Genomic DNA, 18,025 nt, shown 5'->3' with positions numbered 1-18,025 from the left:
GGCAACAAGATGCAAATTTGGTCAAGACTTAATAAACAGCAACAACAAGATTTACTGAGCCGCCCTGCTTTGGCTGATAGTCAAAGCTTGAGCGATACGGTTTCCACTATTATTGAGCAAGTAAAAACGGATGGCGATAAAGCTTTATTAGCGTTAACTGAGCGCTTTGATGGGGCAAAACTCGCCAACTTACGTTTACATGACGTCAGCATAGGTGAAGTCGCTACTTTGCTTGAGCCTAAAGTCAAAAAAGCAATTGATCAGGCTTATGCCAATATTAAGTCTTTCCATCAGGCGCAATATCCGCAAGACGTGAAAGTAGAAACAACGCCAGGTGTAGTGTGTGAGTTAAAACATGCACCCCTAGCCTCTGTGGGTTTATATATTCCTGGTGGCACTGCGCCTTTACCATCTACCGTTTTAATGTTAGGTGCAACGGCTCAAGTTGCAGGCTGTGCCAGAAGTGTATTATGTACACCGCCCAATAAAAAAGGCGAAATAGCGCTAGAAATTCGTTATGCCGCTCAATTATGTGGCATAGACGAAATCTATTTAGTAGGCGGCGCTCAAGCCATAGCGGCATTAGCACTAGGCACTGAATCGATAGAAAAGGTCGATAAAATTTTCGGCCCAGGCAATAGTTTTGTCACTGAAGCCAAACAACAAGTGAGTCGAATTCCTGCAGGGCCTGCCATAGACATGCCAGCTGGACCTTCTGAAGTGTTGGTGATTGCCGACAAAATGGCGAACCCAATTTATGTGGCTGCCGATTTATTATCTCAAGCTGAACATGGAGCTGACTCTCAAGCGGTATTAGTGTCTGATAGCGTTGAGCTAATCGAAGCCACTAAACTACAAGTCAGCGCACAATTGGCCACCTTAAGTCGACAAAACATTGCTGAAAAAGCCATACAGCATAGTCGTTATATTTTGACTGATAACATTGAACAAGCATTTACTGTGAGTAATGCTTACGGCCCTGAACACTTAATTATCCAAATTGAAAATGCACGGGATAGTTTAGCTAAGCTGACCAATGCAGGTTCAATATTTGTCGGTCAGTGGTCACCAGAGTCTGCTGGGGATTATGCCAGTGGTACTAACCATGTATTACCTACTTATGGCTACGCACGTAACTATTCTAGCTTAGGTTTAGCTGATTTTATGCGCCGCTTTACGGTGCAAGAATTGACTTATCAAGGATTACAAAATATTGGTGACGCCATAATGGATTTAGCCGACGCTGAAGGCTTAGATGCCCACAGACAAGCTGTGGCCTTACGTTTACAAGATCCAGCTAATCAAACGTCTAGCGATAATGGAGACGCATAATGAGCAATAGAGTCGGGTCTTTAATCGACAAATTAGTCTGCGAAAATGTTAAGGCTTTAGTGCCTTACGAATCAGCTCGTCGCCTATTTGCCGCCAGCGAAAACAATCAAGATGCACAACAACCTGTTTGGTTAAATGCCAATGAATCGCCCTATGCCAATGAATATTCAGTCAGTAGCGAATTTTTTAATCGTTACCCTGACTGTCAGCCTAGTAGTGTTATCAATGCCTATGCAAAATTTGCCGGTATCAGCAATAAACAATTGTTAGTCAGTCGCGGGGCAGACGAAGGCATAGAATTATTAATTCGAGCCTTTTGTACTCCTGGCCAAGATAAAATATTAATTTGTCCGCCTACTTACGGCATGTATGCCATCAGTGCAGAAACCGCCAATGTAGGTATTGAAAAAGCGCCACTAAATGCCGATTTTTCACTGGATATAGAAACAATTAAGTCTTTTAAAGACCAAGTCAACTTAGTGTTTATTTGTTCGCCTAATAACCCAACAGGTACGGGGGTTGCGCCACAGCAAATTGAACAAGTGTTGAACCACTTCGCCGGTTCAGCATTGGTTGTAGTTGATGAAGCTTATATCGAGTTTGATGCAAGCAATTCTTGGGCTAACAAACTTGAACAATATGATAATTTAGTGATCTTGCGTACCTTGTCAAAAGCCTTTGCTTTGGCCGGCTTAAGATGTGGTTTTACCTTAGCCAATGCGCAAATTATTCATACCTTATTAAAAGTCATTGCGCCCTACCCTATGCCAGAGCCAGTCGCACAAATTGCTGCACAAGCTTTGAGTGATAAAGGTTTAAGCACTATGCAAACTCAAGTATCAGCCATTCAAAAAGAAAAAGACTTACTCAAACAAAGTCTAATCAAAATGGGTGATATTCAATTAGTGGGCGACGATAAAGCTAACTTTATTCTGTTTAGAACCGCACAAAAACAAGCATTAATGGACTATTTAGTCAGTCATAAAATGTTTATTCGTGACCAATCTAAACAATTCAATTTACAAAATTGCCTGCGCATTACCGTGGGCAGTGCTGAACAAAATCAACAATTGCTTGCACTTATATCAAGCTTTTACCAACTGCAAGGAAATCAATCATGAGCCAAGCTATTCTTTTTATCGATCGTGACGGGACTCTGGTTGAAGAGCCAGCAATTGACAAACAATTAGACACCTTAGAAAAATTAGTCTTTGAACCGCAAGTGATCCCAGTATTACTTAAGTTACAACAGGCTGGATTTAGCTTGGTGATGGTGTCGAACCAAGACGGTTTAGGTACGGATAGTTTCCCTCAAGCTGATTTTGATTTAGCTCATAACAAGATGATGGATATATTCAAAAGTCAGGGTGTGATATTTGATGATGTATTAATTTGTCCTCATTTTGATGCCGATAACTGCTCATGTCGCAAACCTAAACTAGGTTTAGTCAAAGACTACCTACAACAAGGAAAAGTCGACTTTACTCGCTCTTTTGTGATTGGCGACCGCGATACCGATATTCAACTTGCTGAAAACATGGGCATAGTGGGAATTAAATATAATCCGCAAAACAAAAACTGGCCGGCCATTGAGAAACAATTATTAGCCTCTAGCCGTGTGGCAACTGTAGTGCGTAAAACATCTGAAACCAATATTAATGTCACTGTGGATTTAGACTCAACGGCAAAGTCGACCATAGAAACTGGCTTAGGTTTTTTTGATCACATGCTTGATCAAATCGCCACTCATGGTGGATTTGAACTGAACTTAACAGTAGATGGCGACTTACATATTGATGATCATCACAGTGTTGAAGATACCGCCTTAGCCCTAGGCGAAGCGCTGAAGAAAGCCTTAGGTGACAAACGTGGTATTGGCCGCTTTGGGTTTGCCTTGCCTATGGATGAATGCCGAGCTGAATGTATTTTAGATATTTCTAATCGTCCACACTTAAAATTTGAAGCAGAATTTAGTCGCGATCAAGTAGGCGAAATGGCTACCGAAATGGTACCTCATTTTTTCTACTCAATTGCACAAGCTATGGGATTATCATTGCACTTATCGACTTCAGAAGGCAATGCTCACCACCAAGTAGAAAGTTTATTTAAAGTATTTGGCCGTGCCTTACGCCAAGCTATCCATAAACAAGGTGAAGCTTTACCTAGTAGTAAAGGAGCATTGTAGTTACATGAGCGATATGATCGACTTAACTAAAAAGCAGCAAGAAATTGTCATTGTAAACACAGGCTGCGCCAATATTTCATCTGTTAAATTTGCAGTTGAACGTTTAGGTGTCAAAGTGAATGTAAGTGATGACGTGAATGTCATTAAAAAAGCAGACAAGGTATTTTTACCGGGCGTAGGCAGTGCCAATGCGGCTATGGCCAGTATTAAACAAAAACAGTTAGTTGAAGCCATTCAAAGTTTGACTCAACCGGTATTAGGTATTTGTTTGGGCATGCAATTGATGGTGGAAAGCTCTGAAGAAAGCTTAACCGGCAGTACGCCATGTTTAAACTTGATCCCTGGACAAGTTAAGCGTATGCAAGTAGGCGATTTACGCTTACCACATATGGGCTGGAACACTGTGTCAGCCGCTGCAGATGCACCTTTATTTAAAGGCTTAGATGCAGATAGTTATTTCTATTTTGTACATAGTTTTGCGGTAGCTTTATCTGAGTTCACTTTAGCCAAATGCCACTACGGAATGGACTTTTCTGCGGCTATTCACAAAGATAATTTCTTTGGTGTGCAATTTCACCCTGAGCGTTCCAGCGATGCAGGTGCGCAACTTTTGAAAAACTTTATTCAGTTGTAAATTTCTTAGTAAGAGCATTTATTAATAAAATCACTACTTAATAAAAAACTTAGATTGATAAGAGCAAGCATGATAATTCCAGCAATAGATTTAATAGAGGGTTCAGTAGTACGTTTATATCAAGGCGACTACGAACAAAAAACCGAATATAAACTTGATCCAGTAGACGTGGTTAATAGCTACGCTGATCAAGGTGCAAAATGGTTACATATTGTCGATTTAACTGGCGCCAAAGACACCAGTAAACGCCAATTAGATTTAATATCTAAAATGGTCGCCACTAACCGCATGCAGTTTCAAGCTGGCGGTGGTATTCGCAGTGAAGAAGATGTAGCGCAACTATTAGACATAGGTGTGAAACGTGTAGTGATTGGTTCATTGGCGGTGAAAGAGCCTGAATTAGTAAAAGGTTGGATAACCAAATATGGTGCCGATGCCATCGTCCTTGCCCTTGACATAAATATAGATGAATCAGGTAATAAGTTTATTGCCACTCATGGTTGGCAAGAAAATTCTGGGGTGTCTATCGAAGACTTACTCAATGACTTTTTATCTGTTGGCGCTAAACATGTATTGTGCACAGATATTAGCCGAGACGGTACCTTACAAGGTGCTAATCATCAGCTGTATACTGAAATGGCCCAACAATTTCCCACTGTGGGCTGGCAAGCATCCGGCGGAATTGGCAAACTAGCTGACATAGCCGTATTAAAACCCACAAAGGTAAGTGGAGTGATACTAGGTAGAGCTTTACTAGAAGGTAAATTTACCGTCGCAGAAGCCATAGAGTGCTGGAATAGCCCTCAATAATGAGCTCGTATGAAACACAATTTCATACCTGTTTACACAATATAAAATAAAAATTTAGGAATTTACAATGTCGGCATTTGGTACAGTTTTTATGCCTAAAATGGCACTAACAACTTTCGAAAATGGTCAATGGAGCGAAGCTAAAACAGTTTCCTCAGACAGTATTCAATTGCACCCTGGTGCGCATGTTCTACATTATTCAAGTACTTGTTTTGAAGGACTTAAAGCCTTTAAACATCAAGATGGCAGTGTGCATGTGTTTCGCATGGATCAAAATATTAATCGTTTTGATCAAAGCAGTAACTTGTTGCATTTACCGCAAGTTAACCAGCAACAAGTGTCTGATATGATTTTAGACATAGTCGCTCAGTACAAAGATGAAATTCCAGAGCCTCCAGGCTCTATGTATATTCGCCCTACGCATATTGGGACAGAGGCAGCCGTTGGTAAAGCCGCAGCCCCCAGTGCTACCTCTATCTTATATGTATTAATTTCTCCTGTAGGTGATTATTTTGCCGGTGGCTCAAGACCACTGCGCATATTACTGGATGAAACAGGTATGCGCTGTGCACCCCACATGGGTATGATTAAAAGTGGTGGTAATTATGCCAGTGCTTTAGGTCCTATTTTACAAGCAAAAGAACAAGTACAAGCCGACCAAATTTTATTTTGTCCGAATGGTGATGTGCAAGAGACTGGCGCTGCAAACTTTATTTTGATTGATGGCAATGAAGTTATCACTAAAGCTTTATCTTCAGAATTTTTACACGGTGTCACTCGTGACTCAGTATTGAAAATTGCTGCCGATTTAGGCATGACGGTTTCTGAAAGAGATCTTACTGTGACTGAGTTATTAGAGCGTGCAGCTAAACCTAATGTAGAAGCCGCATTATCTGGTACTGCTGCCGTGTTAACCTCTGTTGGTACTTTGATCCATAATGGTCAAGAGTACAAAGTAGGTACAGGTGAAAATGGCCCTACTACGCAGAAGTTACGCCAAGCATTAAATGAAATTCAATGGGGCCAAGCTGAAGATAACCATAACTGGTTGACTGAAGTTAAGTAACAGCAGTTTGGAGCAAGAGGGATTTGAACCACAAAGATAATGAAAATTCTTTATTGTAGGTCGGGGCTTTAGCCCGTCAATGTAAACAATAGACGCCATAAATGGACGACCTACAAAAGACTAAAAGCTGAGCACTGAGGTAAAGAAGATTAAAAGAAGACACAGATTAATAAAATCAGTGTTTTCTTAACAGTCTATAGTTTTATGCTTTTCTCTGTGCAGCGAAGCGCTCTGTGTTCTCTGTGGGGAATAGCTTTAGAAGAAGGGAACCCTGCCAACGACATGCAGGAATGACGAGATTCGAACAAAAGTTTAGCGCTGACTTTAGGTTCTGTTACAAGTTTTTAGTCGCAAGTCGCGGCTAGAAACTCGAAAAATTTTTAAGGTTTTTTATGTTAGCAAGACGCATTATTCCTTGCCTCGATGTTAAAGATGGCAAGGTCGTAAAAGGGGTTAAATTTCGTAACCACGAAATAATCGGTGACATTGTTCCCCTTGCCGAACAATATGCTTTACAAGGTGCTGATGAATTGGTGTTTTATGACATCACAGCATCCAGTGATCAACGTGTTGTCGATAAAAGCTGGGTAACCCGTATTGCCCAAGTGATTGATATCCCTTTCTGTGTAGCGGGCGGCATAAAAACCGTTGAAGATGCAGGTAAAATTCTAGAGATGGGGGCAGATAAGATATCTGTTAACTCGCCAGCTTTAGCTGATCCTGAGTTAATCACCCGCTTACATGACACCTACGGCCAACAATGTGTAGTGGTGGGGATTGACAGTTTCTACAATGAAGAAACAGGAGTCTACCAAGTTCATCAATACACAGGTGATGAGTCTCGTACCCAAGTCACAGCTTGGCAAACAGCTGACTGGGTGAAAGAAGTGCAACAACGTGGTGCCGGTGAAATAGTATTAAATTGCATGAACCAAGATGGTGTTCGACAAGGTTATGATATTGCACAATTAGCCGCTATTCGTGCCGCTTGTAAAGTGCCTTTAATCGCTTCAGGCGGTGCTGGTGAAAAGGTACATTTTAAAAATGTATTCGAACAAGCTGACGTTGATGGCGCACTGGCTGCATCGGTATTTCACAAAGGTATTATTCCGATACCGGATTTAAAAGCCTATTTACGTGAACAAAAAGTAGCAATTAGAGATTAAAGACCAAAAGAATATTAACCACAGAGGACACTGAGTGCGCAGAGGAAAAGAAAATCTAATTCTTAGCATTCACAACCTCTGTGTAGCGAAGCCTCTATGAACTCTGTGGTTCAAAAGCTTTAATGCTCGTAGCTCGTAGCTAAAACATTATTAGAGATTAAGATGATTATTACTAAACAAAATATTGCTGAGTTGGCTTGGCAGAAAATGGACAACCTGATTCCTTGCGTTGTACAAAATGCAATTAGCGGTAAAGTACTGATGCAAGGTTTTATGAATCAAGATGCATTAAATAAAACCTTAGAAACAGGTTTAGTCACTTTCTTCAGCCGCTCTAAACAACGTTTATGGACTAAAGGGGAAGAATCTGGCAACAGCTTAAACTTAGTTGAACTAACGGCTGATTGTGACAATGACTGTATTTTAGCTTTAGTTAATCCAGTAGGTCCTACTTGCCATAAAGGTACTGAAACATGCTGGGCAGAGAGTGGCTCAGCCGACATCAGCTTTATTGCTGAATTAGAACAAGTGATAGCTTCTCGTAAAGGTGCTGATGCCAAGAGCAGCTATACAGCAAGCTTGTATGCTAGTGGTATTAAACGTATCGCTCAGAAAGTCGGTGAAGAAGGTGTAGAAACAGCCTTAGCTGCCACAGTAAAAGATTTAGATGAGCTAAAAAATGAATCTGCTGATCTGCTTTACCACTTATTAGTGTTACTGCAAGCTAGTGATTTGAACTTGTCAGATGTCATAGCCGTATTAAAACAGCGCCACGCTAAATAAGTTAAAATTAAGACAATTACCTTCCTTTTTTGTCAAGCCGCATTCGCGGCTTGTTATCAATTTCAATTATTACTCTGAGTATTGTTTTATATACCTAAGTATCGACCTGTAGATTTTTTAATCAATGAAATGAGTGTTTAATAAACCCATCGAAACATTGATTCCTAAACAGAACCAAGTTTCAAAACAATTTTTATTAACCTACAGAGAGAATTTAACCATGTTGAAAATAGTTAAAACATCTATCGTAATCGCGACTACTTCTTTAATCTTTGCTGGCAACGCACAAGCTGATGTGGGCGAAGCATTACAAAATATTTGCACTATCGTTAAAGCAGATGATAAAGGCGAACTTCGTAAAAAAATGAAGCGTGTACAATCTGACTTTAGCCTACGTATTAAAGATTATTATTCAGGTGTTTCTTGTGGTGGTAACAGCTTAATTCGCACTGCTATGCTTAACAATGCAATAGAAACAGGTACCTTGATGGTGAAAAAAATGCCTAAAAGTGACTTAAGTGCACCAGAAAATGATGGAAAAACTATTACTGCATGGGCCGCCGAAAATGGCCTAGCGAATTCCCCTATTGCCGCTGTATTAAAAGATCGTATCTAATTGAGCAAAGACTTAGCTAATCCTAGGTTTCAAACCGTTCAACATGGTGGTTGGTATTAAACTACCGACCTTAAAAACCGGCCTCATTTGAGGCCGTTTTTTTAATATAATCAATCGATTACCCAAATATATTTTAAATAATAACCTGCCATTAACTGTTTTTTTTATGTATTTTCTATTACTGTATCTACATACCGATAATGGTTAACGAATAGTTAATACTGTGTATTTTTTAAAAAAGCCTCAGTGGTTATGGTGAGTGGTCAAATAGGGTAAGATTAAGCGTAGATAATTAACCTAATCTATATAACCTGAGATCGGGATAAACAGAGCTTCTCAATAACGCTTTTTTGCGCCTAGCGGCGTTGGATCTTGTAACAATAGCCAGCTATTGCGAACGAAAATCCGCCTTGCTATCCACAAAAATTTCGTCATCGAGTAAGCGTTGATGTAAATCAAAATGAATGTGTATTTGTAACCCATTGAGTTTTAAGTATAAATTAAAATGACACGATACTTTTTAACCCGAGTTCAGGTTATATACTAATTAACTCAGCAAATCAGACTAGTTTACGAACATTAAAGAGAATAAATGATGAGACAAGTTCTTCCACTACGTTTTAAACCATCAGCTATATCAGCTTTATTAGGCACAGCTTTAGTGCTAAATAGCGGATTAACTTTAGCCCAAGAAAAACCTCAAGAATCACATTTAGAAGTCATCACAGTCACAGCTCAGAAAAGAGCTCAAAATCTCCAAGAGGTGCCTGTATCTGTTACCGCTTTTTCTGGCGAACAAATGGCTGAATCTGTGATTAAAGATATTTATGATTTACAAACCAATGTTCCAGGATTAGGAGCATTTCAGAGTCAGTCAGCCACTAATTCAAGTTTTTCTATCCGTGGTGTGGGCACATCATCACAAAACTTTGGTTTAGAGTCATCGGTCGGTATGTATATTGATGGGGTTTATCGTGCTAGACAAAACTCCATCATTAACAACTTGGTTGACGTAGAAGCAGTCGAAGTTTTACGTGGCCCTCAAGGTACCCTGTTTGGTAAAAATACTCCTTCTGGAGCAATATTAATCAAAACTGTCGCGCCTAGTCATGACGGTGGTGATGCTTTTGTAGAAGCCACTATAGGCAACTTTGGTCTATTAAATTTGTCAGGAGCAGCTTCAATTTCTGCTATTGAAGATATTCTTGCATTTCGTGTTACCGCTTTTAGTAGTGATAGAGATGGCATAGGTAGCGATGTCAATCTCGGCAAAAATGTCATAAATGACCGAAATCGTTGGGGGGCAAGAATACAGGCTTTATATACGCCAACAGATGATATATCGGTACGTGTGATTGCCGATCATGCTGAAATTGATGAAATATGTTGTGCGGCTCCTGTCGTTATGAATAATTATCAAGCTAAAGATATCCCGGGCAAGTTTGGTTCTGACTATGTGTTGAGTAACGTTTTTGGGGCCACATTATTCGATGGCGGGGATTCTTTTTTCGATAGAAAAGTAGCCCTCAATACTTTGCCGATTTCCACTATGGAAGATAGTGGATTGTCTATGGAAATTAATTGGGATTTAACAGAACATTTAAGCTTAGTCTCTATCAGTGCCGGTCGTAGTGTTAATTCAACGGATATACTAGATGGGGATTTCAGCGATGCTAATTTATTAACCATCACCAATGATAGTGAACAAGACTCTTTCTCTCAGGAAATAAGGCTAGATTATTCCAAAGAGAAACTAAATATGATTTTAGGTGTTTACTTTTTTCAACAGGATCTTAATTTAGACTACTTACTTGATGCTGAAATTGGATTTAGTGTATTTTTTGATCAAGTGGCTTATCCCCAAGCTCTAGAAGCTGCAGGAGATGCCAATGAAAATGGCATCAGTGATCTACAAGATATAGTAGATGGTTTGAATACTATAAGTGCACTCACTGGTGGTTTTATTGCACCAGTGGCATCACCCAGTCAATCGAATGTGACCTTTCCTCATATCGCTGAACAAAGCCATGAAAGTTTTGCCGTTTTTGGTCAATTCGATTATGCATTAACCGACGAATTTACTCTGACCGCAGGGCTACGCTATACAGAAGAAGAAAAAGAGTTATTTAGCGCCTTTGCAGAACTGAATACTGATGGGGAACCATTTATTCCTGCTAATTTTTCAGGTGGAGTAGACGGTATTCCTTTTGCATTACAAAACATAGGTACAGCTATACTTGCAGGCCAGGCTCCTTCATCGGCAGACTTGTTAACTATTGCTCCATTACAATCACCAGGTTGGGGTATACCTTTTGTAGGTGCAGTTACCTCTGGTAGACCCGACATTAATGAGAAATTGGAAGATAGCCAAGTTACTGGCACGGTGAAGTTAAGTTATCAACCGACTAATAATTCACTTTATTATGCTTTAGTGGGAACCGGTTATAAATCAGGTGGAACCAATACAGATCGTATTGACGCCCAGTTTGATCCTGTTTTTGGTGCAGAAAAATCGACTTCAATTGAAGTGGGCATGAAACAAGATTTTCCAGCTCAAGATCTGCGGATCAATGCCGCTATTCACAAAACTGATATTACCGACTTCCAAGCTAACACTTTTACCGGTAGTGGATTTAACTTACAAAATGCCGGGGATATAAACACCTCAGGGGCTGAGCTCGAAGTCACTTGGTTACCTACACAGAGTTTAGAAGTCAAATTTGCATATGCCTATACCAAAGCAGAATATGAAACTTTTTTGAAGGGTAATTGTTGGTTACCTAGTACCTTCCATTCCGGTATTGAAGATCCAGGAAGGGCTCAAGTTACAGATGAGTTTTGCAGCCGTTCTGGCGATAGATTAGCCAGTGAACCTGAGCATTACGGTGTGGTTCAAGTCAAAAAAGACATTGATATAACGGGTAATATTTATTCCTACATTCAAGTTGAATATAGTTATACCGGTAATCGAGTGATGGATGGCAGCAATGATCCTCTACATTTTTCAGGTTCATACGACTTACTTAACTTAAGGTTATTCATGAATTTCGCTGCTCAAGATATGGATGTAATAGTATGGGGAAGAAATATTTTGGATCAAGAATATATAGGAAGCAATACCTTTAATACACCGATTCAAGATGGAAAAATAAATGCCTACTTAGCTGAACCCGCCACTTTTGGTGTATCTGTTAAGAAGCGTTTTTAACCTCAATTTAAAATAATCAAACATTTAATATCGTAGAAGGGGCTTTCAGCCCCTTTTGTTTAAAATCTTTAATCCAAAGTTTCTCCTTTTAAATACCTATTAAATTTACTCTTTATTTACAAATATCTTATAGATGATTTTCATATATAAATATATACTATTATTTATAAATATATGTATCCACTAAAATTATCTAACTAAAGAGAGTTCTATGCATAGATTAATAGTAATACTTAGTTTTGTTGCATTACTTGCAGGCTGTTCCTCGGACCAACCCACTGCAAACGTAAATAAACAAAATAAGCCCAACATTGTTTTTGTTATCTCTGATGATCAAGGTTATGGCGATCTTGGTATTAACGGTAACCCTATTCTTAAAACCCAACACATTGATGCTTTAGCTAGAGAGTCAGTGAATTTAAATGACTACCATGTCGCCCCTACTTGCTCGCCAACTCGTGCAGCTTTATTAACTGGTCACTGGACTAACCGTACAGGTACATGGCACACCATAATGGGCCGTTCTATGCTTAGAGAGAACGAAATCACCATTGCCGACTTATTAAAAGATAACGGTTATCAAACCGCCATGTTTGGTAAGTGGCATTTAGGAGATAATTACCCTTATCGCCCAATGGACAGAGGATTTGAACATGCCTATTACCATGGTGGTGGTGGTGTCGGTCAAACCCCAGATTATTGGAATAATGCTTATTTTGACGGCAGTTATTTTCGTAATGGCGTAGCCGAAAAAGCTGAAGGTTTTGTAACAGATGTATTCTTCGAAGAAGCAATTGAATATATAGAGCAAGCCAAAGATAAAGCTCAACCCTTCTTTGCTTATATCAGTACCAATGCACCTCATGGTCCTATGCACGCCCCAGAAGAATATGCCGCTAAATATGCAGACAAAGGTTTAACTATTTCACAACAGCATTTCTTTGGCATGATCCATAACATAGATGACAATGTGCAAAAGCTTAGAAATTACTTAGAGAAAAATAACCTGGCAGACAACACCATATTTGTTTTTACCACAGACAACGGCACCGCTGGCGGAGAAAAAGTATTTAATGCGGGTATGCGTGGTAAAAAAGGCAGCGCATATGATGGCGGCCATCGCGTACCATTCTATTTACATTGGCCAAATGGCGGCTTTACCCAGCAGCATATAGTCGACACTATCACTTCATACGTAGACATAGTCCCTACCCTATTAGAGATGACTGGTTCAAAAAAACCTGACAGCCTAGTTTTTGACGGTACATCGATTCTTCCTTTAATGAAAGGCAAAGCCAAAAATTGGTCGGATAGAATTTTAATCACCGACTCTCAACGCGTACTAAACCCTATAAAATGGCGTGCAAGCTCAGTAATGACCAATCAATGGCGTCTAATTAATGGCAAAGAATTGTACGACATGGAGCAAGATCCAGGGCAAGAGAATGACGTTGCTGCACAGCATCCAGAAGTGGTATCCCGTCTAACTAAATTTTATGACAACTGGTGGACAGAATTAGAACCTACATTTGGCGAACCCACTGCTATCTATTTAGGTGCAGATGAAGCTAACCCAGTCAATCTAACCTCTCACGATTGGTTAGGCGACAACAAAGCTGTACCGTGGAATCAAAAATTTATTCGTCAACAACAAGCCGAAGATGATGGTGTTCATAAAGGTTATTGGTGGGTGAATATCATCAACTCAGGTCAGTATAAAATTGAACTAAGACGCTGGCCAGAAGAGGCTGACACAGCTATTCATAATGACATGGTGGCGGGAGATAAAGTACCGGGCGATAGATCCTTCAGAGAATACAAAGGTCTAGGATTCAAAGCCAGCCAAGCAAAACTAAATATTGCTAATACAACACAAATGGCACCTGTTAACGTAAGCGACAAATATATCAGCTTCAATGTTAATCTTGAAAAAGGCAAAGCCAAACTTCAAGCAAGTTTCATTGACGCTAATAATAAAGAATTAGGTGCTTACTACGTAAAAGTTACTCGTCTCTAAAAAAGTATTAAGCTACAACAAGGGTGGCAACTTAGTTGCCACTTTTTTTATTTCAACCCTTTCTATCTCAACCCTCCTTACTTCAAACCACTATATCTCAAAATATTCAATTTTCCCTAGCAAGCCCACGTACATTCACCTGCAAATAAAAATTTGTATTTTAAAGCTACTCTATAAAAAACAAACAAATGTCACTATAATTAAAACAAATTAATCTTGAGGTAATATTATGTTTATCAAACAATCATTAGCAATAGTCACAATACTATTGGCGACTTCAGCATGCAGTCTGCTCCCTACCCCTTCTTATCTTCCTGCTGAGTTAGCGAATCAATACTCAAGTTCGGTAGATGATGAAATATCTGACGAATTTAACAGTGGCAAACTAGATACATCTAAATGGACTTACCGTAAAAGAGCCGCTGGCGGCTTGGGGCGAGGCACTGAATTCGTAAATTTTGCAGCTATAGATGGCACGAATGAATATGTCTCCTTGAAAGGTATTGGGGCCCAACAAAAAGGCAGCGGTATTAGTTCACTAAAAGCGGTAGATTATGGTTTTTATGCAACTAGGTGGCGTACTACTGGGATAAAAACGGATGTTGCTACCTCCTTTCATCCTGCTATTTGGGGTTTCTGGGGCAACGCCGGTGAAGTTAACAAAGGAATATCCCCTAAAAATCGTCATACTTTAGAAATAGACTTAATGGAATTTGGCAATTGGCCAACACCTACCCACTGGAGTACTGATGCCCCTGCCTTTTTTGATGGCAAAAGAATTGTCGCCACAGGCAGTGCTAACGAGAGTGATATAGATTTTGATGGCGACAAAGCAGTGATGCTTGGCGCACCAAATGAGACTCGGATTAACCATTCAGATTGGACTACTCTTGGCATGGAATATACGCCTGAGTATTTGCAATTATGGGAACAAGTTAACGGTCAGTGGTATAAAATCGGCGATACTGTATTCTTTACTGATAAAAACACCCAAACGTCTATTAATAAATTACACCGCAACAAATGTTACTGGTTACTATCGAATTTATTTATTGAGTTTGGTAATAAGCCCAGAGATAGAAGTGACACCAGTTTAGACGTGGATTATTTTCGTTTTTATCCTATTAAATAATAACGCTGAAATAACGCCATTTAAAACAAAAGCCTCTACAGTTAGAGGCTTTTTTATAACTTTGCTTCATGTAATCTGGAGCGGCTTAATGCAGATTTTTCAATGATGTTAACTCAAAACCATTTAACCAAATACCTTTCTCACCTTTAGGGTCTCTAAATACAATAGACACCGGATTTGTTCCGTCTGCTTCAAAAGTAATGATTTGTGAGCCAGGCTGTCCTAATTGTAGAGACTTACCTTCAGTCACCGCAATATCTTCAACATTCCAGGCTCCTGATGCATCACTGACCAACGCTTCTAACGTGGTGGCATAAGGTAACTTATGAATAGTAATACTCTTTAGCTTATCTAAGTTTGGATCCATTGAGTCGGTATTAGATCGAGGAGCATGGTGGTAAGTTTTAATACTGTACTGGCCTTTTTCTAAACCATCAAAAATCAGACTGATACCTTGCTTATCTATACCTAACACACCTTCGCCATAAACATAACCATATAAACCAATCACATTCATTTCACCTAGCCAACGCAATACACCTTGTTCGGAATTACTGAGTAGCGAGGCATCAAAACCACCAAAATCATCAAAATGCTGCGAAGCCCCTTGGTTATCTTGACCATACCAAGCATCCCAGCCAAATTGCACTAGCTGGTCTTGGGCACCCATATCAACCCGAATTTTGGCATAATCTTTTATCGGATAAGCGCTCACCAAAAGTGCGTCTTTGCTCACAGCTTGGCTGCGTATTTTTACCGAATCTGATTTTAGACCTTTCGCCTTTGCGCGAATTTTTATACTACCAGCTTTAGTACCGGCCCTGACTAATATGGGTGCAACACCCAGTCTTACTTTAGCTGGATTAGCCTGAATATTGGCTTTATCACCGATAATTTCAGCAGGACCAGATATCGAGAATTCAACCTCTGCTTCTGCATCAGGTAACAACATGCCGTTTTTATCTAATATTTCAGCGTAACCGACCAAAATATCATTGCCATCGGCGGCCAAAATTCTATCTTTAGTATCCAATTTTAAATTAATTTTATAGGGTTTACCTGGTGTGTAACGCTCTTGCTGTAACACTTGTTGACCATTAATAAATCCAGTGACAGTCAGCTTACCCTCTTCATAAAATGATACCGGGATCTCATAAGGCGGGTGATCAATACCAATATACTTTAGTGCAGTAGAAGGTTTAAAACGCCCTTTTGATTGGCCATTAACCGCTAGTTCGATTTCATCGGCATTGCTGTAAATTGTCAGTAGCTTGGTTTGTTCAGTCCAAGGATCTTTCACGTATAAACTAGGCGTATTGGTTAATTCAGTGGGATACCACATAATTTTAGGATTTTTGACCGACCTAAAAGACGTTAACATGCCGCCACGGGTTCTATCGTCCCACACACCAATGTCGTGAAAGGTATAATAAGCATGAGCAGTCCAGGCGATCATGCCGGTTTTCATCGGATCATTTTTATATTCGGCAATCACTTCTGGGCCGGTACGCCCTTCCATGGCTAATAACTGCTCATGACGCGCCCATTCTCCGGGGCCATAGTTCATATTGGCAAAGACATCAGTTAAACCACTCGACTGCCAACCTGTCCAGCGACTGCTTTGTGAGGCGGTTAATCGAGTAGGATCTTCTTGTTTAACCGAATAATGTAATCTAGGTACATAACCTCTGTGGTTAATACCTGCACCCCATATGATTACCGAAGGGTGATTTCTATGGTTTCTGACCATAGTTCGCGCAGACGCCTCTAGGTTATCCCACCACTTGCCTGAGTTTTGCATACCAGTCCATGTGGGTGCTTCTTCGTAAACTAAAATTCCCAGTTCATCACAGGCTTGTAAAATGGCATCATCTTGCGGGTAATGAGCGGTGCGCATCACGTTAAAACCTAAATCTTTGAATTGTTGCATATCTTTTTTATGCAGTGAATTAGGTAATGCATCACCTATGTAGCCATAGTGTTGATGACGATTAAAGCCCATCAATTCAATCGGTTTGTTGTTAAGCTTAAAACCATTTATTTGGTCGAATTCAAACTTGCGAAAACCGACATTATTATCAGCCACATCCAGTGCTTTGCCATCCACCAGCAACAAGGTATTCAACTTGTACAAATATGGGTTTTCTGTTGACCAAAGATGTAATCCATCTTCGATGCCGCCAATTTGATTAAACTCAAACGACTGCCCTGCTTTTAACACTTTATTGTCTGTTAGTTTCAAAACTACCGCGCCTGACTTATCTACCACACGGTTAATTAGCTGAATATTTTGTTCGCTGTTTGACTGGTTGATAACGTGAGTTTTCACATCTAGGGTGGCGTTTAAATTAACCGGATCAACACTTGGAGTGGTGATGGTAATGCCATGGTTCATACCTTCAATATTAAATGTAATACGCACGGGAGCCGTTTCAACCAAATACACGTCTCGGTATAAGCCACTAAATTTCACGTAATCAAATGGGCCAGGATCGGGTGGAATATGTTGACTACGACGATTATCTACCAACAAGGTAATTTGGTTTTCTGCACCGTATTTTACATAGTCAGAAATATCAAAAATAAAGGGGGTATAACCACTTACCGCATGATTGCCAGCATGTTGGCCATTCACCCATAAATTTGTTTCTTGGTGGGCACCTTCAAATTCTAAGAATACTTTTTTAGAATTATCTGCACTGACACTAATTGTGCGTTTATACCAACCTACTTTACGCTGGAAAGTTTCTTGAACCTTACTGTCTTTCACACCATTTAAGGCTAAAGAGGTTAATTCTAACGTGTGAGGAACGGTAACATTTTGCCAACTCCCATCATCAAAATCACTGGCATAATACTTAGCTTCTGGTTCACCTAAATGGAATTTCCATCCAGAAGTTAACATCAACTTAGTGCGTTCAGTTTTAGGGTAACCAGAGGGTAACTCTTGTGCAATCGATAAAATACTCGCCAACAAAAGCCCTAATAGGCTTAACACCTTTATGCTAAGTTTCATCCCATACTCCTTTTAATTATGATCACCTTATTTTACCCATAAAAAAACCTGATGTCGCAT

13 protein-coding genes are annotated in these 18,025 nt (G+C 39.8%); 12 read left to right on the top strand and 1 reads right to left on the bottom strand.

Features of this window, described 5'->3' with window-relative positions:
* The first annotated feature begins 9 nt into the window (after positions 1–9).
* The 12 genes from hisD (at position 10) to GQR87_RS07425 (ending at position 14,949) form a co-directional block, all read left to right on the top strand.
* Positions 10–1,332, top strand: coding sequence for a histidinol dehydrogenase (gene hisD / locus GQR87_RS07480; RefSeq protein WP_158968024.1), 1,323 nt, complete (start codon positions 10–12; stop codon positions 1,330–1,332).
* Positions 1,332–2,453, top strand: coding sequence for a histidinol-phosphate transaminase (hisC, locus tag GQR87_RS07475; protein WP_158968022.1), 1,122 nt, complete (start codon positions 1,332–1,334; stop codon positions 2,451–2,453). Before hisD ends, hisC begins: the two co-directional genes overlap by 1 nt.
* A complete protein-coding gene (hisB, locus tag GQR87_RS07470) occupies positions 2,447–3,517 on the top strand; it encodes a bifunctional histidinol-phosphatase/imidazoleglycerol-phosphate dehydratase HisB (protein ID WP_158972917.1) in 1,071 nt (356 codons plus the stop codon). Before hisC ends, hisB begins: the two co-directional genes overlap by 7 nt.
* Positions 3,518–3,530: 13 nt before the next feature.
* Positions 3,531–4,151 carry an imidazole glycerol phosphate synthase subunit HisH gene (gene hisH, locus GQR87_RS07465; protein ID WP_199271739.1) on the top strand — a complete coding sequence of 207 codons (621 nt, stop codon included), beginning with the start codon at positions 3,531–3,533 and terminating at the stop codon, positions 4,149–4,151.
* Between the two features lie 69 nt (positions 4,152–4,220).
* Entirely contained in the window at positions 4,221–4,961 is a 741-nt protein-coding gene (gene hisA, locus GQR87_RS07460) for a 1-(5-phosphoribosyl)-5-[(5-phosphoribosylamino)methylideneamino]imidazole-4-carboxamide isomerase (protein WP_158968018.1), read from the top strand.
* A gap of 67 nt (positions 4,962–5,028) precedes the next feature.
* Positions 5,029–6,027, top strand: coding sequence for a branched-chain amino acid aminotransferase (locus tag GQR87_RS07455; protein WP_158968016.1), 999 nt, complete (start codon positions 5,029–5,031; stop codon positions 6,025–6,027).
* 392 nt (positions 6,028–6,419) lie between these two features.
* On the top strand, positions 6,420–7,193 hold the full coding sequence (hisF, locus tag GQR87_RS07450; protein ID WP_158968014.1) for an imidazole glycerol phosphate synthase subunit HisF: 774 nt from the start codon (positions 6,420–6,422) through the stop codon (positions 7,191–7,193).
* 162 nt (positions 7,194–7,355) lie between these two features.
* Complete coding sequence (gene hisIE / locus GQR87_RS07445; protein ID WP_158968012.1) at positions 7,356–7,976, top strand: bifunctional phosphoribosyl-AMP cyclohydrolase/phosphoribosyl-ATP diphosphatase HisIE; 621 nt, start codon at positions 7,356–7,358, stop codon at positions 7,974–7,976.
* Positions 7,977–8,196: 220 nt separating this feature from the next.
* Positions 8,197–8,592 carry a DUF3718 domain-containing protein gene (locus tag GQR87_RS07440; protein ID WP_158968010.1) on the top strand — a complete coding sequence of 132 codons (396 nt, stop codon included), beginning with the start codon at positions 8,197–8,199 and terminating at the stop codon, positions 8,590–8,592.
* A 595-nt stretch (positions 8,593–9,187) separates the two neighbouring features.
* Complete coding sequence (locus tag GQR87_RS07435; protein ID WP_158972916.1) at positions 9,188–11,800, top strand: TonB-dependent receptor; 2,613 nt, start codon at positions 9,188–9,190, stop codon at positions 11,798–11,800.
* 211 nt (positions 11,801–12,011) lie between these two features.
* Positions 12,012–13,817 (top strand): arylsulfatase, encoded by a 1,806-nt coding sequence (locus GQR87_RS07430; RefSeq protein WP_158968008.1) that lies wholly within the window; start codon positions 12,012–12,014, stop codon positions 13,815–13,817.
* 229 nt (positions 13,818–14,046) lie between these two features.
* On the top strand, positions 14,047–14,949 hold the full coding sequence (locus GQR87_RS07425) for a hypothetical protein (protein ID WP_158968006.1): 903 nt from the start codon (positions 14,047–14,049) through the stop codon (positions 14,947–14,949).
* 85 nt (positions 14,950–15,034) lie between these two features.
* Here GQR87_RS07425 and GQR87_RS07420 read toward each other — a convergent pair whose 3' ends face one another.
* The gene (locus GQR87_RS07420) at positions 15,035–17,965 is read right to left on the bottom strand and encodes a glycoside hydrolase family 2 TIM barrel-domain containing protein (RefSeq protein ID WP_158968004.1); all 2,931 of its coding nucleotides are present in this window, start codon (positions 17,963–17,965) and stop codon (positions 15,035–15,037) included.
* Positions 17,966–18,025: the final 60 nt, after the last annotated feature.

The sequence above is a fragment of the Paraglaciecola sp. L3A3 genome (genome assembly GCF_009796765.1).
Classification (GTDB): domain Bacteria; phylum Pseudomonadota; class Gammaproteobacteria; order Enterobacterales; family Alteromonadaceae; genus Paraglaciecola.
The sequence above is the reverse complement of the archived record's forward strand: the minus strand, read 5'-3'. Positions and strand labels throughout refer to the sequence as shown.